This window comes from Mesorhizobium sp. WSM4806, from assembly GCF_055811635.1.
Genome location: NZ_JBVVQZ010000004.1, coordinates 151,871 through 171,240, shown reverse-complemented (window position 1 = coordinate 171,240; position 19,370 = coordinate 151,871). Strand labels below are relative to the sequence as shown.

19 protein-coding genes and 1 pseudogene are annotated in these 19,370 nt (G+C 61.8%); 8 read left to right on the top strand and 12 right to left on the bottom strand.

The annotated features are described in order from the left end of the window. Positions 1-115 precede the first annotated feature (115 nt). A pseudogene (locus tag AC0L2M_RS08465) lies at positions 116-347 on the bottom strand (sulfite exporter TauE/SafE family protein); the annotation flags it as partial. 168 nt (positions 348-515) lie between these two features. Between AC0L2M_RS08465 and AC0L2M_RS08460 the strand changes: the two are divergent. The 4 genes from AC0L2M_RS08460 to AC0L2M_RS08445 are packed head-to-tail and all read left to right on the top strand — an operon-like array spanning position 516 to position 2,975. Further along, positions 516-962 carry a thiosulfate oxidation carrier protein SoxY gene (locus tag AC0L2M_RS08460; RefSeq protein WP_473534562.1) on the top strand — a complete coding sequence of 149 codons (447 nt, stop codon included), beginning with the start codon at positions 516-518 and terminating at the stop codon, positions 960-962. 16 nt (positions 963-978) lie between these two features. Then, the gene (soxZ, locus tag AC0L2M_RS08455) at positions 979-1,305 is read left to right on the top strand and encodes a thiosulfate oxidation carrier complex protein SoxZ (RefSeq protein ID WP_287237484.1); all 327 of its coding nucleotides are present in this window, start codon (positions 979-981) and stop codon (positions 1,303-1,305) included. A gap of 54 nt (positions 1,306-1,359) precedes the next feature. Next, on the top strand, positions 1,360-1,710 hold the full coding sequence (locus tag AC0L2M_RS08450; RefSeq protein WP_473534561.1) for a c-type cytochrome: 351 nt from the start codon (positions 1,360-1,362) through the stop codon (positions 1,708-1,710). Further along, positions 1,707-2,975 carry an NAD(P)/FAD-dependent oxidoreductase gene (locus AC0L2M_RS08445; RefSeq protein ID WP_128182110.1) on the top strand — a complete coding sequence of 423 codons (1,269 nt, stop codon included), beginning with the start codon at positions 1,707-1,709 and terminating at the stop codon, positions 2,973-2,975. Before AC0L2M_RS08450 ends, AC0L2M_RS08445 begins: the two co-directional genes overlap by 4 nt. 8 nt (positions 2,976-2,983) lie before the next feature. Here the strand turns inward: AC0L2M_RS08445 and AC0L2M_RS08440 are convergent, their stop codons facing one another. From AC0L2M_RS08440 to AC0L2M_RS08400, 9 genes are all read right to left on the bottom strand, one after another. Continuing rightward, on the bottom strand, positions 2,984-5,170 hold the full coding sequence (locus AC0L2M_RS08440) for a heavy metal translocating P-type ATPase (RefSeq protein ID WP_245268708.1): 2,187 nt from the start codon (positions 5,168-5,170) through the stop codon (positions 2,984-2,986). Then, a complete protein-coding gene (locus tag AC0L2M_RS08435) occupies positions 5,167-5,895 on the bottom strand; it encodes a sulfite exporter TauE/SafE family protein (protein WP_287177028.1) in 729 nt (242 codons plus the stop codon). Before AC0L2M_RS08435 ends, AC0L2M_RS08440 begins: the two co-directional genes overlap by 4 nt. Positions 5,896-5,925: 30 nt before the next feature. Beyond that, the gene (locus tag AC0L2M_RS08430) at positions 5,926-6,048 is read right to left on the bottom strand and encodes a hypothetical protein (protein WP_023798301.1); all 123 of its coding nucleotides are present in this window, start codon (positions 6,046-6,048) and stop codon (positions 5,926-5,928) included. 153 nt (positions 6,049-6,201) lie between these two features. Then, a complete protein-coding gene (locus tag AC0L2M_RS08425; protein ID WP_014766281.1) occupies positions 6,202-6,426 on the bottom strand; it encodes a hypothetical protein in 225 nt (74 codons plus the stop codon). Between the two features lie 151 nt (positions 6,427-6,577). Beyond that, on the bottom strand, positions 6,578-8,242 hold the full coding sequence (locus AC0L2M_RS08420) for a cbb3-type cytochrome c oxidase subunit II (protein WP_473523577.1): 1,665 nt from the start codon (positions 8,240-8,242) through the stop codon (positions 6,578-6,580). After that, the gene (locus AC0L2M_RS08415) at positions 8,239-9,681 is read right to left on the bottom strand and encodes a cbb3-type cytochrome c oxidase subunit I (protein ID WP_473534660.1); all 1,443 of its coding nucleotides are present in this window, start codon (positions 9,679-9,681) and stop codon (positions 8,239-8,241) included. Before AC0L2M_RS08415 ends, AC0L2M_RS08420 begins: the two co-directional genes overlap by 4 nt. 132 nt (positions 9,682-9,813) lie before the next feature. Next, a complete protein-coding gene (locus AC0L2M_RS08410) occupies positions 9,814-10,278 on the bottom strand; it encodes a c-type cytochrome (RefSeq protein ID WP_128168433.1) in 465 nt (154 codons plus the stop codon). Between the two features lie 12 nt (positions 10,279-10,290). Continuing rightward, positions 10,291-11,436 (bottom strand): metallophosphoesterase family protein, encoded by a 1,146-nt coding sequence (locus tag AC0L2M_RS08405; protein ID WP_287247507.1) that lies wholly within the window; start codon positions 11,434-11,436, stop codon positions 10,291-10,293. A gap of 90 nt (positions 11,437-11,526) precedes the next feature. Further along, positions 11,527-12,225 carry a carboxypeptidase regulatory-like domain-containing protein gene (locus AC0L2M_RS08400; RefSeq protein ID WP_473534659.1) on the bottom strand — a complete coding sequence of 233 codons (699 nt, stop codon included), beginning with the start codon at positions 12,223-12,225 and terminating at the stop codon, positions 11,527-11,529. Between the two features lie 194 nt (positions 12,226-12,419). On the opposite strand from AC0L2M_RS08400, the gene AC0L2M_RS08395 reads away from it, so the two are divergent. From AC0L2M_RS08395 to groL, 4 genes are all read left to right on the top strand, one after another. Then, a complete protein-coding gene (locus AC0L2M_RS08395) occupies positions 12,420-13,025 on the top strand; it encodes an SCO family protein (protein WP_473534560.1) in 606 nt (201 codons plus the stop codon). A gap of 80 nt (positions 13,026-13,105) precedes the next feature. Continuing rightward, entirely contained in the window at positions 13,106-13,348 is a 243-nt protein-coding gene (locus AC0L2M_RS08390; RefSeq protein WP_027154144.1) for a hypothetical protein, read from the top strand. 173 nt (positions 13,349-13,521) lie between these two features. Beyond that, the gene (hemA, locus tag AC0L2M_RS08385) at positions 13,522-14,778 is read left to right on the top strand and encodes a 5-aminolevulinate synthase (protein ID WP_091591830.1); all 1,257 of its coding nucleotides are present in this window, start codon (positions 13,522-13,524) and stop codon (positions 14,776-14,778) included. A 55-nt stretch (positions 14,779-14,833) separates the two neighbouring features. Beyond that, positions 14,834-16,477, top strand: a complete 1,644-nt coding sequence (gene groL / locus AC0L2M_RS08380; RefSeq protein WP_473534559.1) for a chaperonin GroEL — start codon at positions 14,834-14,836, stop codon at positions 16,475-16,477. A 304-nt stretch (positions 16,478-16,781) separates the two neighbouring features. Here groL and tyrS read toward each other — a convergent pair whose 3' ends face one another. Together tyrS and AC0L2M_RS08370 are read right to left on the bottom strand one after the other, a co-directional pair. After that, positions 16,782-18,035: a tyrosine--tRNA ligase gene (gene tyrS / locus AC0L2M_RS08375; RefSeq protein ID WP_128173158.1), complete on the bottom strand. Its 1,254-nt coding sequence runs from the start codon at positions 18,033-18,035 to the stop codon at positions 16,782-16,784. A 205-nt stretch (positions 18,036-18,240) separates the two neighbouring features. Then, entirely contained in the window at positions 18,241-18,915 is a 675-nt protein-coding gene (locus AC0L2M_RS08370) for an alpha/beta hydrolase (RefSeq protein ID WP_027154148.1), read from the bottom strand. Positions 18,916-19,370 lie beyond the last annotated feature (455 nt).

Here is a 19,370-nt window from a genome sequence, read left to right as displayed (position 1 = left end):
CGGATGGGTCAGCTCAGGGGCGCTACTTGCTCGTTGGGACGAGACCAACGACCGCTTCCCACACCCTAACCCGTCCTTTTTCAGCCTTATCATGAATGTCGCGCAGGCTTGTAAATCAGACATTGCGCTGGAGCGGTTCGAGCGCTCCAGTTAATTCGAGCATCTGATAGCCGGCCAAGAGTGTGATCAGAGATCCGACAACCCAAGAGCGTCCTTTCCCGCAATGCCTTGACCATCTATCCCGACAGCGGTGCCGCAATAACGCCTCCAGCGATCAGGCCGGCGACCGAAGTTGGGTAGCCGCAGAATCCGCCGGCGTGCTCCCAACGGCCGGTAAAACAGAATGCATTGGTTTAAAGGGCGGCCATGGGCACTTCCGCGAGATTGCTCCCAGCGGTTGTCGGTGCTAAATTTGGTAGAAGCTGCCGCACTGATGTGTCCGAGTGCGCCGCCTGCCGCCGCCGATGCGTTCTTAGAGTGGCCTAAAGAGGTGGCAGGGTTTGGAGACCGGGACGATGAGCTTGACGCGCCGCGATGTGTTGATCGCCGGGAGTGTGGGGTTTGCCGGGGTCGCGCTCTTCTCGCCGCGGAGCGCGCGTGCGAACGATGAAGCGTTGGATCTCATCGAGCAGCTCACCGGACGGACGGCCACGGTGTCGGATCGCCTTCACCTGATAATGCCGACGGACTTCCCGACCGGCTACACCGTGCCCATGACTCTTTACATCGACAGCCCCATGACCGAGGCCGACCATGTAAGGCAGATGCGCGTGTTCGCGCCGCGGAACCCGCTCATCGAAGTGGCCAGTTTCCACTTCGCCCCGCAACGCAGTCTGCCCCGCGTGTCGACGCGCATCCGGCTTGCCAAACCGCAACACGTCGTCGCTGTCGCTGAAATGAATGACGGCATTTTGCTGATGACCACGACGTGGGTCCGTGTCGCCACGGATGGCTGTGCCTGAGGATCGGAGAGAGACTGTGACCACCGCGACACCACGCGTGATCGTGCCAAACGCTGCGGCGAAGGGGGAGATTTTTCAGGTCAAGACCATTATCAGCCATGAGATGGAAACGGGGCTACGCCATGATGATCAAGGCAATGTAATCCCGCGCAAGATCATCAACAAGTTTGTCTGTCGCTACAACGAAACTGTGGTGTTCAGTGTCGATCTTCACGAGGCGATTTCGGCCAACCCGTTCTTCGAATTTTCCTTGCGCGCGACGGAGAGCGGCCGGCTCGATTTTGTCTGGGAAGAAGACGGGGGTGGCGTCTATATGTTGTCGCACCAGTTCACGGTCGGTTGAGGTATCGACGCAATCGAGCTGCGCGAATCACAGCGTGACAAGTTGAGTGGGAGCGTGACCGGAAAACTGCGAAACAGAAGGGTATTCAGCATGCGCCCCGTCGCGAGATCTGCGATTGCCACGGGCCTCGTGCTGCTCTTCAGCCAATTCGGCGCGGCGGCGGGGCCCGATCAAGGCGCTCAACTCGCCGCAATCTGTGCGTCCTGCCATCGTCTCGATGGCGGCGGCACAGGCATTCCCAGCATCATCGGGCTTGGTGAGGAGAGGCTTACCAACGCCCTGCTTGCCTACCGGGCGAGCGAGAGTCCAAATCACATCATGCACGTTATCGCGCTGTCGCTCAGCGACGAGGAGATCGCGAGCGTCGCGCGCTATGTCGCAGCGCAGGGAAGTAACCCGCGATGAAATCCTGGACTCGTCGCGAGTTCGGCCGCCTCACCGGAGCAGCGTTGTTAACGGCGCTCAACCAGCCGAAGGCGCGGGGCCAGGCCAAGGCGCGTGTCGTCGTGATCGGCGGCGGCATCGGCGGCGCAACGGTCGCCAGATATCTCGCCGCCAGCGCCACGGCTATCGAGGTGACCCTGGTTGAACCGCGGCAGAGCTACGCGACCTGTTTCTTCAGCAATCTCTATCTCGCCGGGCTGCGCCCGTTCGAATCGCTCAGTCATGGTTATGAAGCGCTGGCAAAACAAAATGGTATCATCGTCATTCATGAGTCCGCCGCGGCGATTCACCCGGCGGCGAAAACCGTTGCGCTCAACAACGGTTCAAAGCTCAGCTACGACCGTCTCGTTGTTGCGCCAGGCATCGCATTCAGGGATCGGGCGCTTAAGGGCTATGACGAAGCGGCGATGGAGATCATGCCGCACGCCTGGAATGCAGGACCGCAAAGCAAGCTGCTGCGCCGGCAACTGGAAAGCATGGAGGACGGCGGGCTGTTCGTGCTCGTTGCTCCGCCGAATCCGTTTCGCTGCCCGCCCGCCCCCTACGAGCGCGCTTCCCTCGTCGCATCCTATTTCCAGCGCCGCAAACCCAAGGCCAAAATTCTGATCCTCGATGCGAAAGACAGCTTCAACGCGCAGGACCTGTTCCAGGACGCTTGGAACCGCCACTATCCGGGAATGATCGAATGGCTACCGGCTCAGTTCACCGGCGGGGTCACGGCAATCGACGCGAAGACCCGGTCGGTGATCACCGCGGGAGCTACATTCAAGGCCGCGGTGGCCAATGTCATCCCGGCGCAAATGGCCGGGCGCTTGGCGCAGCAGGCGGGGCTCGCCAATCGGTCGGGCTGGTGTCCGGTCGATCCGGTCACCTTCGAATCGGCGCTGCAGCCCGGCGTCCATCTGGTCGGTGACGCGATCATCGGCGGGGATATGCCGAAATCCGCGTTCTGCGCCAACAGCCAGGCCAAAGCCTGCGCCTTTGCCATCGCGGCCGATCTCACTGGATCAGCGCGTTTCCCGGCGCATTTGTTCAACACCTGCTACACCTATCTCGCCCCCGACGATGCGTTCAGCAACGCCATCAGCTTCAAGCCCGTCGACGGGAAGCTCAAGAGCGTCATCAGCTTCGTCAGCAAGGTCGAGGAAAGCTCCGAGGTCCGCCGGCAGGCTGCGCGCGCGGCGGAAGGCTGGTATGACGCCTTCACGCACGACGTGTTTGGCTGAAACGAAACTCAACTCCGCTCGACGGCCGGGCCGGCCATTGCGGAAATGCCGGCGCCATCGTGGGTACGCTGCGACTTGGTGCCGGATCGTTGCTCCGGGATCAGCGCTGGAACAGGATCGGGCAGCCGCTCCAGCCGCAGCGAATTCACCACCACGAGAATGCTCGAGCCGGCCATGACCGCCGCCGCAAGGATTGGCTGCAGAAGTCCGAATGTTGCGAACGTCAGGGCGACGAGGTTGTAGCCGAACGCCCACATAAGGTTGGTCAAGATGGTCCTGCGGACCGCACGGGCCACGTCGACGATCCAGGGCAGCATCCACAATCCGTCCGCAGGCAGCACGAGCGCTGCAGTCTCGCGGGCGAGATCGGTGGCTGAGCCGACGGCAATACCGACATCTGCGGCGGCCAGGACCGGCCCGTCATTCAGTCCATCGCCGACCATCGCCACCGAACCGTGGTCATGGCGGAGCCGATCCAGGGCCAGCCGTTTGGCCTCCGGCGAAAGGCCCGCTTGGACGTCCTTGATCCCGACCAGAGCCGCGATCCGCTCCGCCGCTTGCGCCAAGTCGCCGGTCAACAGCGTGGCGTCGAGCCCGCGCTCACGCAGCGCCGCGATCGCGGCATGCGCCTCGGGAAGCGGTGAATCATCGAGCGACAGCACGGCGTGAACCTGCTCGCCCCAACCGACATAGACCACCGAATAACCGCTCGCCTCCAGCGACCGCGCACGCTCAGTCAGCGACGGGGGAAGCGGCCAGCCCAGATCATTCATCAATCTGCCGTTCCCTGCCGCTACGGGCCGGCCTTCGGCGCTGCCGCGGACGCCACGGCCGGGAACCGTCCGGACATCGCGGGTGACGAGCGGCGTGATGCCGCGCTGAGCGGCGGCTGCCGCGATGGCCCGCGCCAGACCATGCTCGGAAAGTCGCTCCAGACCGGCGGCGCGCGCCAGCACTTCGTCGATGCCGACCTCCTGGCAGTCGACGCCGACGAGACGCGCTTTGCCCGCCGTCAGAGTGCCGGTCTTGTCGAAGGCGAGCAACCGGACACGCGCGAGGGTCTCAAGCACGCCGGGGTCGCGGACAAGGCAGCCGTGCCGTGCCAACCGGCCGATGCCGAGTGATGTCGCCATCGGAGCAGCGAGGCCGACGGCACAAGGACAGGCAACCACCAGTACCGAGAGGCCAATCAGCAACGCCCGATCGAACGGCAATGACTGCGCCCAGTAAACGATCGTCAGCCCGCCGAGGGCGAGGACGAGCGGCACGGACACGCCAACGACGCGATCGGCAAGACGCTGGGTTGGACTGCGACGGCCCAGCGCTTCGCGCACCGACCGGCAAATCCGCGCCCAGCGGGTTGCAGTTCCGTCACCGCTGCTTTGGATCAGGAGCGGACCGTCGATATTGATACTGCCGGCAATCACCTTGGAGCCGGCGCCCTTGGTCACTTGCCGGCTTTCTCCGGTAATCACGGCTTCATCGGTGTTCGATTCCCCTTCGACAACCACGCCGTCGACCGGAATGCGCTCGCCTGGCCGGACCCGCACCAGCATGCCGGCCGACACCTCCCGCACCGGACGGCGGATCTCTGCCGCGCCATCGATCACGGTCGCGCTCTCGCCTTCTGCGGCCAGAAGAGGTTCGAGGTCGCGCGCCGCCCTGGCGCGGCCAACAGCCTCGAGATAGCGGCCAACGGTGAACAGCATCAGCACCATCACGGCGGTGTCGAAATAGACATGCGTGCTGCCCTCGAACACGGCAAATGCCGAATAGAGGTAAGCGGCAGCGACGCCAAGCACGATGAGTGCCGACGACGTCACTCGTCCCTGAATACCATTGAGCCACATTTCGCGCAGATAGGGTCCGCCGAGAATCACCACCGCCGGCGTCGCGAAGATCCAGAGCAAAAGGTGGATCCACGGCAGCACGCCCGCATCGACGCCGGTGAACGCGTCCGAATAGAGGAGGAGGCTGAACATCATGATATTCATGGAGAGAAAGCCTCCCACGCCGAGCTGGATCAGAAGCCAGGCGGCTTCCCACTCTTCGTGTCTGCCGCTCTTCACCTGAAAGGCGATGCAACAGCCGTAGCAGCAGAATGCGCAAGCCTCACCGTTGAGCCTGCGCTCCATCGGGCGCAGGCCGACGGGCAGCGAACAATGGCTACAGAGGATATCGCCATGCGCAGTCATGCAGGATGTCCGCCCAGCCAGGCAAGGCCGATATGCGCGTCAGAAGGCAGGAGACCACGGCCGAGCGTGATGAGACCGAGCAAAAGAATAAAGCCGCCAGCCAGCCGCACGCCGCGCCGCCGCCAGGCTGGCCCTAGTATCCGGCCAACGCCGCCCATCATCAACATCGCGGGGAAGGTTCCCAGTCCGAACCATGCCATGACGAGAAGCCCGGGAAGCGCTCCGGCGGTGCTCGCCGCCTGGGCGGCGAAGGCATAGACCAGGGGACATGGCAGGAAGCCGTTGAAAACGCCAAAGGCAAGCGGTGCTGCGCTGCTCCCGGCGGTCAACAGACCGCGCAGAGACAATGCAAATGTGCTGCCGCCAAATCCGATCGCAAGACGATGGAAGACCTGCAGCAAGCCGAAGAACTGCAACGCCATGGCAATCATGAGCAGGCCAGCGACGATTGCGAGAATTCGTTGGGCGGTGTCGAGGGAGCCGTTCAAGAGCGGCGCCGCCGTTAGACCTTGCGTGGTGCAGATGACCTGACCGATCGCACCCGCGAGCCCGCCCAGAAAGCAATAGGTTGTCAATCGGCCGGTATTATAGAGCAGGTGGCGAAGGACGGTTGCGCCTCCGCCTCGCTGATCGCGGCCCAGCGCGCAGGCAAAGCCGCCGCACATGCCGATGCAATGAAAGCTGCCTGCAAATCCAGCGGCGAAGATCACGAGGTAGTAGATCATTGGCGTTTTCGCAGCGCCGCGTCCGCGTCGCTATTGCCGCACAAGATAGACAAGAAAGATGATAAAGCCGACGGTGCAGCCGCCATAGATGAGGAAGCCGAGCATCTGTGGCAAGCCGGCGTCAGCGAGCTTGAAAACCGTGTCCTGTAGCATCCGCTGCTCCTATGTCAGCCGAAATAAAGACGAAGCACGTTTACCGCCACCTCGAAAGCCAGGAAAAGGAGGTTCAATGCGGCGACCCCAAGGAGAATTTTGGCTACCAACATCTCCATCACTCCTGCCTTACCAGCTCTTGCGACAGTCTTCTTAGAACAGACGGCCGGGGCCGAGCCCGCCCCAATAAACATACATGTAATACAGCCCCCAGGCGAACAGCAGCACGTAAACGACGAGAAGCCATAGCGGAATGAAGCCCACACGCGCCTGTATCAGGCCGCCGGCATAGTCCTCTAGTTCAGGGTGCGAGCTTTGACGTACATCCAGTTCCGGGTGCCTCGGGCTCTCCGGATCGCTGCTCTGCAGATCGCTCATTCTCCATCTCCCTTTCAAAAAAGTCGTTGGCGGCTTTGTCGGTGCCGCTCAACGCGCCGGATAGGACGCCCCAGATGAACAAGAACAGGGCCGCCAGGCTCATCATCATGGCGCCCGCATATGGTCCGGTGACTTCAAAACCGAGCATGCGCTAACCTCCGGCGGGTGCCTGTTTCTCGCCAGGCGGCGCTGGCGGGCCGGACGCCGGCACCGACGGATCGGGCACATAGGCTCGCTCAGGCTTGTCAGCGACCAGTTCCAGATCGTTCAGCGCCGCGCGGGCCTCCTGCTTGATCGACAGCGGCTGCAGCGAGAGCGGGTCTTTATAGGCGGAAAGCGCCACCACGAAATAGGAAAGTGCCCATCGGTCCTCGTCCGGAAAGGAATCCCGATAGGACGGCATCGGCGTGCCGCTGAGGCCGGTAGTTATCGTCCGGAAGATGTCTTCGACGGCCGGGCCAGACTTGAACTGGCCGCTGGTGAGGTCGGCCGGCGGGGTGGCGAACCCGATATCATCCTTGAGGCCGGCAGCCTTCTCGCCGTCGCCCTTGCCGCCTTGGCCGTGGCATTCCCAGCACTTCGCCACCTGCCAAACCTCCTTGCCACGGTCCAGCATCGTCTGGGACGGGGTCGGCGGGCGCCCGATATACAACGGTGGGCCAGGCGGCTCCTCGACGAAGAAAGCGTAAGGACTGGCGGGGTCGGAACGGTCAACCGCCAGCTCATACTTGATGTACTGGATCACCGCCAGCCGATCGTTGAGCGGCAGTTCGTACCAAGGGGGCATTGCCGTGCCGCGGATGCCGCGAGTAATGGTGCGCAGCATGTCCCCGTCCGTGGGCAGGGGCTCCTTTGTCAACCTAAATTTGAAGACTGCGGACGTGAAGTCCCTGGGCCGCTGGTTAAACATAAAGGTGGCGGCCGGCCCGTTGCCGTCGCCTTTGGCACCGTGGCAACCGATGCAGCGGCGCTCATAGACTTCCTTGCCATAGGCAATCCATTCCTCGGAGCGCGGCATAGTCGCATCCATGACCTCCAGACTTTGCGGCTCGAAAAGATCGCGCCATTTACCCCGGTTCGTGCCGAGCTTCTGGACGTAGGAAACGAGCGCCGCCAGCGATTCCGTCTCCGCCGCGATGCTGACGGTTTCTCCTGTGTATTCGTCATTCGGCGTCAGGATGATCGGCTTTCTTTCGCGCGCCTTCAGCGGCACGAACAGCAACCCGTACGCATTCGGCGTCAGCTGGATCGCTTGCTGGCTGTCGAAGTCGAAAAGGCCTTCGGTGACCTCTGTCCTTTCCAGGGTCCGACCGCCAGCGCCGTCGTCAACGATACGGACGGCTGCATCGGGCTCGTGGAAGAGACCGCGATACGGCGCCATTATCGAGTCCGGCACCAGCATCCGCGGATTGTAGAAGTGCGCCAGGTGCCATTCGTCGCTGTATTTCAGGCCGACGCGCGTCAGGTCCGGCCCGATCCGGCGTGTGCCTAACAGGTGCGGCACGTCATAGGCGTATTCGCCCGCCTCGCTGACCGGTCCCCAGCGGCGGATCTCGCCGGTCACCGGCCGCACGAATTGCGAATGGCAGTACCAGCAGCCTTCGCGCAGGTAAATGTTGCGGCCGCGACGCTGCTGCTCGGTGTAGTCCGTCGCCTCTGAAACCGTCCATTTCAGCTGGCCGAAATCCGTGCGCACCACCGAGGTCACGCGCGTAGTTCGCGAGGACGGCTCCACGAAGGGCAGCACGCCCTGCGTGATCACCGCAAGGGTGATGCAGAAGACGCCGGCGAACAGCGCGAAGAAGCGAACGTTCACTGCGCAGGCCCTCCCGCCGGGGCCGGGGTAGGCGCCTCGACCGACCCGCGGACGCGTCGCGCCTCAGCCGCCGGACTGGTCAGTGCGGTCAGCATCAGATTCACCACCAGCAGCGACATCCCGATATCCATGCTGATGCCTGCCAGGGTCCGCGCCAGCCAGTAGGGCTTCACCCAGACGAGCGAGTCGAGCCATTCGACCCCATTCATCCATTGATAACCCTGCTGCAGCCCGCCCGCTGTGAGGACCAGGCCCATGGTCGTGATGCCGACGGTGATCAGCCAGAACGACCAGTTGCCGAGCTTGAAGGACCAGAGTTCGCGCCCGAACAGTCGCGGCCAAGTATAGACGAGGCCCCCCATCGCCCATACGACGAAGGTGCCGAACACGGTGAGATGCGAATGCGAGATGACGAAATCGGTGAAGTGGGTCGGCTGCTGCAGCTGCCGCAGCGCCTCGGTCGAGCCCTGGAAGCAGCCGACGAGATACATGAGCGAGCCCATGATCAGGAACTTCGCCGGCAAGTTCCTGCCGAACTCATGCCACTTGCCCATCATGGTGCCGAAGAAGTTCACCAGCACCGTCCACACCGGAATGATCAGCAGCATCGATGTGACGACGGCCAAGGTCTCGGCCCAGTCCGCGATCGGGCTGTAGAGGTAATGGTGGATGCCGACGAACGGGTAAAACAATGCCAGGGACCAGAAGCCTACCAGCGAGAGCTTATGGGCATAGAGCGGATTTCGCGCGCTGATTGGCAGGAAATAGTAAATGATCACGTAGCCCGCGGGCGTTAGCCACAGCCCGACGATGTAGTGGAGATAGAGGCCATGGAAGGCGGCGCTGTTGATGCCCGAGATCGTGTACGGCAGGATGAAGCTTCCAAGCACGAAGTTCATCGTCGTCCACACGAAAGTGGCGATCAAGTACCATAGCGCGACATAGATCGCCGGCTCGAGCCTTCGACTGATCGTGATCAGGAATTGCGCGGTAGCAACAGCCACTACGATGAAGAATGCGACCTTCGCATAGAGCGGAAACTCTCCGGCTTCCAAACCGTCACTGCCGCCTAACAGCAAGCCGACCAAACCGGCAAGCGTTGCGACGTTCCAGACCCATGCGAGAAGAACCGACCACTCCGACCATATTACCCGCACCCCCGACAGACGCGGCACGAGATAGTAGCAAAGGCCGATGAAAAGCGTCGAGAAAGCGCCGAAGATGACACCGTTGACGTGGACCGGGCGCAGCCGGCCGAAGGTGAGCTCGAGATTCCCCGATCCGAGATAGTCGGGGTAGTTGAAGGTGCTCGATATCAGGACGCCGACAGATGGCGTTACCATCAGCCAGAACATGCCGAAATAAAGCCAGGTCCGCACGACCCGGTTGTCGACCAGCGCATCCAGGTCCACATTCGCGAACTTGCCGCGCAGCTCCATCCCAGTCTCTGCCAACGCATAGACCTCCCCGCGCGGTTCCCGGGCCGCACCACTGCTTCAACCCCACCCATCGAGGTGTCACCCCGATGGCGGACGCGCTCCCGTGAAGCCGAGCCCCGGCTATCGACGAGACTAGTACTTGCCTGGCACCAACACGGAGCCGGTGTTCGACCAGGTGATGTACGCCTCGAGCGCCTTCATCGCCTCCGATTCGGGATCGATCTTCTCGCCCTGGTTCGGTTTCTCGATGCACCAGTTGATCATGTCGCGCAGTGTCGCGAATTTGGCCATCGACTGCTGGAACTTCGGGAACGCATGCGGGTGGGTATCGGAGGCCATTGGATGGCACATGGCGCAGGCCCACCCGGTGGTCGACAACTTGACGCCCAACTGCTCCGCCATCGCCGCATCACCGTGGAACAGGAGGTCTCCCTTCCTGACCTCCTCCATGAACGCCTCTTGATAGAGTTTCAGCTGCTTTGGCGTCACCGGGTCCTTGTTGGCACTGGCCGGGCCGATGACGACGGCAGCTGCGACGACTGCTCCGGCGACGGTGGAACGCCTCAGAATGCAGAGGAATGTCGATGTGTTTATCATAGCCACCCCCTTTTATGGATTTTCCCACGGGTACTGTCTGTCGGCGATGCGTGGCTGTATGACCTCCTCAATGCTCTTGTCGTGGTCCTCCGGCGACTGGACGAGCACCTCCTTGCGCCCCCACATGATGTACTCGACATCGACCTTGTCGTCGGCGTTGACGCTCACGGTTTCCCAACCGACCCCGTCGAAGGGATCGCCAGGATCGACACGGATCATCGGCTTGGTCAGCTTGGGCACGCCTTCCGGCGCATACGGCCACGGCCAGGAGGTCGCCAGCATGCCGATCGAGCGCATGCTGCCGATCTCGTTGTAGAGCACCTGGTGCACGTGACCGTGGATGTTGGTGACTTTGGTATAAGGCTTCAGCACGTCATTCACTTCGCGCCAGTCGCGCACCCAGAAATTCCAGGGCGGGTAGTACTCGTACAGCGGATTGTGGCTGAAGATGACGATCGGCTTGGACTTATCCCACTCGGCGAGTGTCTTCTGCATCCAGTCGAGTTGCTCGCGGCCGACGCCGGCCCACGCGCCGGCAACCGTGCCGTCAAGGGTAGCCATGTGGCCCATGCGCTCCTCTGGCGTCATCTTCTTCGCTGTCCAGTAGTCCGGTCCCCGGCTGACCGTATCGAGCCCGATGAAGCGCACGCCTTTGTGGTCGAAGGTCCAGTTGGGTTGGCCGAACAACTCGCCCCACTTCTTGCCCATATCCAGATACCAGTCATGCTCGCCCGGGATGTAATACTTCTTGATCTTCAGATCCTTGAGGAGCTCAACGCCAAGCTCAAGTTCCTCGATCTTTCCGAGCTGGGCCAGGTCGCCGCCGAAGATCAGGAAGTCGGCCGGCGGATCCATGGCCTGGACCTCTCGCACGGCGCGCACCACCTTGTCGACGAAGCGCGTGTTCAGCGATCGCGGATAGAGATGGGTGTCCGAAATCCAGGCAAACTTGAACGGCGCTTCGGCGGCGTGAGCGACGTCGATGGTGTTGAGCAGCGGCCACCACGCGAAGGTCTGGCCGACGGAAGCAGCGCCGAACAGCAGCGATCTGTGAATGAAGGTGCGGCGGGTGATTTGGAGCGAGTCGTCGGGGCGTACTCCCGGCTGCTGCAGCACCGCATGCATTTCGCGCCGAATGCGGTCAAGCTCGTCAGACATCAGGGTTCCTCCTCAGTGCAGACCGTTTCTTAAAGCGTCGGTCTTCTCGCAGGAACGCGACCCTGTTGAATGAGTGGGTCGCCCATTTTCTTATTTTTTCAGTTCAATCGTCAGACTGGTGGCCTTATTCTCCTCTACCGTTACGGGCTGCTCGATGGGCCCGGTGAAGGGGTGGATCGCCACAAGTTTGTAGTTCCCAGGCGGAACATCAGTTATGCTGAACTTGCCATCGGCGCCGGTGACAGCGTAGTAGGGATTGTCCACCACATAGACCCAGCCTTCCATCCAGCCATGCGCGTCGCAGTCGATGCGGACGGTGCCGGCCCGCTTCAGTTCGACGGGTATCCGCTGGCCCTTATTGGGCAGCGCCAGGTTGAAGGCGGTGCGTTTGCCATAATAGCCATGGGTGTTGTGGAGGATTGGGTCGCTGTTGATCACCTCCAGCGAACCGGCGGGTATCATCTGAACCGCGGGCTCAAAGCGACATTTGAGGTTGTTAAGCTCAGGCGGCTTTCCGGGCTCCGGCCAGGCCTTTCCCTGTGCCACGTCGACCAGCTGCACCGCCGCGTTCAGCACGGCCTGATCGCTTCCGACTTCGATCAGCGGCTCCTCGCGGGGGTCGCCGCACACCTCGATATCCTTGGTGGGGATGATCTTTGTTGTCGGCACGTCGCCGCGGTAGACGATCGTACCCTCGATCGTTCCGCCTCCAGTGACCGGACCCACTTCGTAGGCTTGCGCAGGCGCGGACACCATCGCAACGAAAGCGATCGCCGCCAGCCCGCTCATCAATTCGCGAATGGTCATAAAAGCCTCCTCCTTCTAGCGAGATGAGGGGCAACTTTTAAAAATAGAGCTAAACGAGTACCATGTCTAGCCATTCAGCAACAAAACATGATAAAGTGAGATAGTTTAGGCGAGTTTGTTAATCACAAACACACGCGGGGGTTGGTGCGTCATTCTCGAAGTGCCGGAGGTACTTGATGAAGCGGCGGCATGGACTCCTCAGCCCCTGGGCCTACGGTTCGCATACCCTCTTCTGCATCATATTCGCAGCGGCCCTGTCGATCTGCCAACCGCTCGTGCGGGCCGACACGGCGCCTGTGACGGTCGGTGGCCCATTCACGCTTACGGCGCCGGACGGCACGACGGTCACCGATGAGACTTATCGCGGCAAATGGCTGCTGGTTTTCTTCGGCTATACTTCTTGTCCCGACATCTGTCCGACGACGCTGTCATCAATCGCCGCGGCGATTGAGGAACTCGGCCCCGACGCCGCAAAACTGCAACCGCTCTTCATCACTGTCGATCCCGAACGCGACACGCCTGAGGTGATGGGAAGCTTTACCGCAGCGTTCGATCCGCGCATCGTGGGACTGACCGGCAGCCCGCAACAGATCGCTGCGGTTTCGGAGGCATATGGCGCCTATGGTGTGGCGCGCCGGGGCGAGGCGGGCGGTGACGACTACCTAATGGATCACGGCACCCACATCTACATCATGAACCCACAGGGGCAATTCGTGGAGGGGCTAGACTCTGACACACCAAGCAGCGGCATTGCCGCTAGGTTGGGTGAACTGGTGCGATGACACCAGCCCTGGGATGACGGACATCACGATTATGCAGTTGAGCGATCCATAGAAAGTTGTCATCCGGAAGGAGAGCGACCATGCAAAGACATACAAAGGAGGCTTCGGAGCTTAAGGCATTGATCCTCGCGGATCTTCATAAGGAGCCGGGATGCGAGCACGTCACTGATTTTGTGATTCAGCGGCTCGAAACCAAGGAGAACGGGGCAAACTGGACTGTCAAATATCTGGATCCTAATCAAGATAAGGTCTGCGAGACAATTCTGATAAACATCGCGCGAATGTTGCAGCTCAATTTCGACCTTCCTGAACGCGGGTCGTGAGGAACTATGCGAGCGGGATCGGCGCGCATCGCGCTTCGAGTTAATTCGTATGCAAGCAGGGGAATCGGGCGATGGCGGAACCCACAGCGTTGCACACCGGCAAACCTGGCGGCGTAAAGAACGTCCTTGCGCCGCGGCGATTTGGACCTCCGATGACCGGAGATGCGGGCGATATGGCCGATGGGCAAGGCCGTATCTTGGTGCCAGGCAATACGAGTTATGACGGTTTCTTTGCAGATGCGATCGCGCGTCTGCAGGAGGAACGGCGCTACCGTGTGTTCGCGGACCTTGAGCGCGTCGCCGGACGCTTTCCCAATGCCGTGTGGCATTCCCCGCATGGACCCAAGGACGTCGTGATCTGGTGCTCCAACGACTATCTCGGGATGGGACAACACCCAAAAGTGGTCGCCGCCATGGTGGAGACTGCTACCCGCCTGGGAACGGGGGCCGGCGGGACGCGCAATATCTCCGGCACCAGCCATCCGCTCCTAGAGCTCGAGAGCGAGCTTGCCGATCTCCACGGCAAGGAGGCGGCACTGGTCTTTACGTCCGGCTATGTTTCGAACCAGACTGGCATCTCGACCATCGCCAAGCTGATCCCCGGTTGTCTGATCCTGTCCGATGCGCTCAACCACAATTCGATGATCGAAGGCATCCGTCAGTCCGGTACGCAGAAGAGCATCTTCCGCCACAACGACGTCGATCATCTCGAGGAATTGTTGAAGGCAGCGGGTCCGGATCGGCCAAAACTCATCGTCTTCGAAAGTCTCTATTCGATGGACGGCGACGTCGCGCCAATCAATCGCATTTGCGAAATCGCCGATCGTTACGGCGCAATGACCTATCTCGACGAGGTCCATGCTGTGGGCATGTACGGCCCTCGCGGCGCCGGCATCGCCGCGCGCGACGGCGCCATGAACCGGATCGATGTGATCGAAGGCACGCTCGCCAAGGCCTTCGGCTGCCTCGGCGGCTATATCACGGGAAGTGCTGTGCTGATCGATGCGGTTCGTTCCTATGCTCCGGGTTTCATCTTCACCACCGCGTTGCCGCCGGCGATCTGCGCCGCGGCCACAGCGGCGATCCGGCATCTGAAAACCTCGCACTGGGAGCGCAAGCGCCAGCAGGATCGCGTCCGGCGGGTCAAGGCGGCGCTGGGTGCCGCTGCGCTGCCGGTCATCCTGAGCGACACCCATATCGTTCCGGTGGCAGTCGGCGATCCGGCGCATTGCAAAGCGGCGAGCGACCTGCTGCTGAGCGATCACGACATCTATATCCAGCCGATCAATTATCCGACTGTGGCGAAGGGAACTGAGCGGCTGCGCATCACGCCGACACCCTGTCATGAGGACATCATGATTGATCGGCTCGCGGCAGCTTTGTTCGATGTCTGGAATCGGCTCGGGCTGCCACGGGACAATCTCGCCTGAGCGACCGAATGAGGCGTCGCCGTTCCCCGAAGATTTGGTCTTAAGGATCAAGGAAATGACTGCCAAGGAAATCATGTTCTCGTTCGAAGCTCGCGACAGAATGCTGCGCGGCATTGACATCCTGGCGAATGCGGTGAGCGTCACGCTTGGCCCGCGGGGGCGCAACGTCGCGATCGGCAGGGAGCACGGCGCGCCACGGGTCACGAAGGACGGCGTGACCGTCGCCAGGGAAATCGAACTCGACAACAAGTTCGAGAACATGGGCGCCCAGATGGTGCGCGAGATAGCAACAAAAACCTCCCATCAGGCCGGCGACGGCACGACCACCGCCGTCGTGCTCGCGCATGCGATCGCCCGGGAGGGCGCCAAGGCGGTGGCCGCCGGCATGAATCCCATGGACCTGAAACGCGGCATCGATCTCGCGGTCGAAGCCGTCGTCGCGGAACTCAAAAACAACGCCACGAAGGTCACCTCGAACGTCGAGATTGCGCAAGTCGGGACCATCTCGGCCAACGGCGACAGGGAGATCGGCCGCTGCCTCGCCGACGCCATGAAGAGGGTCGGCAATGACGGCGTGATCACTGTCGAGGACGGGACGTCGCTCGAAACCGAACTCGAATTCGTCGAGGGCATGCAGTTCGACCGCGGCTATATCTCGCCCCATTTCATCACCAATCGCGCAAAGATGCGGGTCGAGATGCAGGATGCCTATGTCCTCGTCAGCGAGAAGAAACTGTCCAGTCTGAACGAAATACTGCCGCTGCTGGAGAAGGTGGTGCAGGCCGGCAAGCCGCTGCTCATCATCGCCGAGGATGTCGAGAGTGAGGTGATGGCGGCGCTGGTGGTCAACAAGTTGCGCGGCGCTCTCAAGGTTGCAGCCGTGAAGGCGCCGGCCTACGGAAACCGCCGCAAGGCGATGCTGCAGGATCTCGCGCTGATGACCGGCGGAACGGTGATCTCCGAGGATTTGGGCATCAAGCTCGAACATGCTTCCCTCGATATGCTCGGGCGCACCAAGAAGGTGATGATCGACAAGGCAAACACCACGATCGTCGGCGGCGCCGGCGAGCGGGAAAGCATCGAGGCCCGCATCGCCGAGATCAAGCTCGAGCTTGCGGAAAGCACCTCCGATTTCGACCGCGAGAACCTCCAGGAGCGGCTGGCCAGGCTCGCCGGTGGCGTCGCCGTTATCCGGGTCGGCGGTGCAACCGAAGTCGAGGTCAGGGAGAAGAAGGATCGCATCGATGACGCGATGAACGCGACAAGAGCTGCGGTTGCAGAGGGCATTCTCCCCGGCGGTGGGGTCGCCTTACTGCGCGCCGGCAGGGCGCTCAAGAAGCTCAAGGGCAGCAACGAGGACCAGCAGGTCGGCATCGCGATCGTCAGGAAGGCGATCACCTGGCCGGCTCGGCAAATCGCGATCAATGCCGGCCTGGAAGGCTCGGTCGTCATCGCCGGGATCCTCAAAAACGACGACAACGCCTATGGCTACGATGCCCAATTGGGCGTGTACGCGGATCTGGTGTCAAAGGGCATCATCGACCCGGCCAAGGTGGTGCGAACGGCGCTCCAGGGCGCAGCCTCGGTGGCAGGCCTCCTCATCATGACGGAGGCGATGGTGGCCGAAGTGCCTGGCCCGCCGCCGCCGGAGCTTCCCGGTCACGAGCATCATCATCACGATATGGATTTGGATTTCTGACCGCTTCGCGGTTCGTAATCCGGGCTCGCCGCCGTCAACAATGATCTCGTCCGCTATCGAGGTGAGACAAGTCGTCGAGGATCACGGTATCCAAGGTGTCGGCTTATGGCGCTACCTGCTCGTTCCGATAGATGAGACGAATGGCAATATTCACCCAACTCGGCCCTTCTCAGTACCTACCTGATTAGGTTTTACCTGGGCCGTGATCCCGAACCGAAGGTCAGCGCAGCAAGATGTGAAACCGGTTTCGGGAAAGGACTAATGAAGCCCCATCCCGATTCCATCGAGATCGATCAAGCGCTGGTCAGACCGGCCGCACCAGAACGTGTTTTTTCTTGCCGAGCGACAGCTTTACGACCTGTTCCGGACCTAGATCCTCAAGTGTCACCAACCTGCGATCGTCGGACACGGACTGGTCGTTCAGCCGCACGGCGCCGCCCTGGATGTGTCGCCGCGCCTCGCCGTTGGACGCGGCAAGCCCGGCGGCAACGAACAGCGACAATATGCCGACGCCGCTTTCCAGATCGGCCTTGCCGACCTCGACGGTCGGCAGCGTTTCGGCCAGCGCGCCTTCTTCAAACGTCTTGCGCGCGGTTTCCTCGGCTTGCTCGGCCGCTTCGCGGCCGTGCACGATGGCCGTCGTTTCCGTGGCCAGGACCTTCTTGGCCTCGTTGATCTCTGAGCCGCCAAGCGCGGCGAGCCGCGCGATCTCGCTGAGCGGCAGGCGGGTGAAAATCTTGAGGAAGCGCGTGACGTCGGCGTCCTCGGTGTTGCGCCAGTACTGCCAGAAATCATAGGGCGAGTAGAGGTCGCCGTTCAGCCAGACCGCGCCCTTGGCCGATTTGCCCATCTTGGCGCCTGACGACGTCGTCAGCAGCGGTGTGGTCAGGGCATAAAGCTGCGGCGTGCCCATGCGGTGTCCGAGATCGACGCCGTTGATGATATTGCCCCACTGGTCCGATCCGCCCATCTGCAGGCGGCAGCCATAGCGCCGGCTGAGCTCGACGAAATCATAGCCCTGCAGGATCATGTAGTTGAATTCGAGGAAGGAGAGCGATTGCTCGCGCTCGAGCCTCAGCTTGACGCTGTCGAAGGTCAGCATGCGGTTGACCGAAAAATGCCGGCCGACATCGCGCAGGAACTCGACATAGTTGAGCTTCATCAGCCAGTCGGCATTGTTGACCATGATCGCGTCGTTTGGACCGTCGCCGAAACGCAGGATGCGGCCGAAGATGCGCTTGATGCCCTCGATGTTGGTGGCGATGGCCTCAGGCGTCAAAAGCTTGCGCTGGTCGTCGCGGAAGGAAGGATCGCCGATCATCGAAGTGCCGCCGCCCATCAGTGCGATCGGCCGGTGGCCGGTCTCCTGCAGCCAGTAGAGCATGGTCGCGGATATCAGATTACCGATATGCAGGCTGGTCGCGGTGGCATCGTAGCCGACATAGGCGGTCACCGTTTCCCTGGCGAAAAGCTGGTCGAGGCCGGCATCATCCGAAATCTGGTGGATGAAACCACGCTCGCTCATTACGCGCAGGAAATCGGATTTGAAGGCGGACATTTTTTCTTTCCCGAAAGCGCCCAACCGAAGCGGATCGGGCGTGGCATGCGTGAACGCGGGCGTTTAGCATCCAAGCGCGGTCAGCAAAAGGGGAATCCGGTTTTTCCACCTGACCGCTGTAACGGCGCCGCACGGCTTCGAATCGAATGCCATATCCTGCGACAGAGCCCGACGCGAGATGCCGGAGATATCTTCGCTGTTCGGCCTATCTCAACCGTTTCGGCCGCGGGTCGGACAACTCGCCTGCCAGACGGCGATCGAGATAGTCCGCGCATTCCTGGAGCAAGAGGTCCGCATCGTTGGAGAAGAAATGGTTGGCGCCGGGCAAGGTCTTCTGGGTGATGGTGATGCCCTTTTGCGTGTGCAGCTTGTCGACCAGCCCCTGCACGTCCTTTGGCGGCGCGACCTTGTCGGCGTCGCCATGGATGATGAGGCCGGACGACGGGCAGGGCGCCAGGAACGAGAAATCATAGGTGTTGGGCTGCGGCGCGATCGAGATGAAGCCTTCGATCTCCGGCCGGCGCATCAGAAGCTGCATGCCGATCCACGAGCCGAACGAATAGCCGGCGACCCAGCAGCTCTTGGAATCCGGATGCAGCGACTGCACCCAGTCAAGTGCCGCGGCCGCATCCGACAATTCGCCGGTGCCGTGGTCGAATTCGCCCTGGCTGCGGCCGATGCCGCGGAAATTGAAGCGCAGCGTGGTGAAATCCCGCTTCTGGAACATGTAGAAGAGGTCGTAGACGATTTTGTTGTTCATCGTGCCGCCGAACTGTGGGTGCGGGTGCAGGATGATGGCGATCGGCGCGCTCTTTTCCTTGGAAGGCTGGTAGCGACCCTCCAGGCGGCCGGCCGGACCGGTGAAAATGACCTCAGGCATAAAATACTCCACATGGCATAAGAATGCGCGGTGCTTGGAACAACTCTTCCTCTGGCCCCAGTCTTCCCAGGCCTTGACGCAGGGCGAGCGTCTTCTTAGAAGCTAGTTTAGAATTGTTCAAAACTGGGTGGCCAAAACGTCGTGGTTCGGCCATCCACGCCGCAAGTCGCGTAAATAGGACGGCTTGCCTTGCAATTTCAAGGAAATAACGCGCTATCCTCGCGGAATGGCTCTTGAAGGGACCGATCGAAACGAAAATGGCCGGAAGACGCGCCTATCTCGACTACAATGCTAGCGCGCCGCTGCTTGCTGCGGCGCGGGGGGGGGGGGGGGGGGGGGGGGGGGGGGGGGGGGCCCCGCCCCCCGCGGCGGGGGGCGGGGGGGGGGGGGGGGGGGGCGCGGAGGGGGGGGGGGGGGGGGGGGGGGGGGGGGGGGGGGGGGGGGGGGGGGGGGGG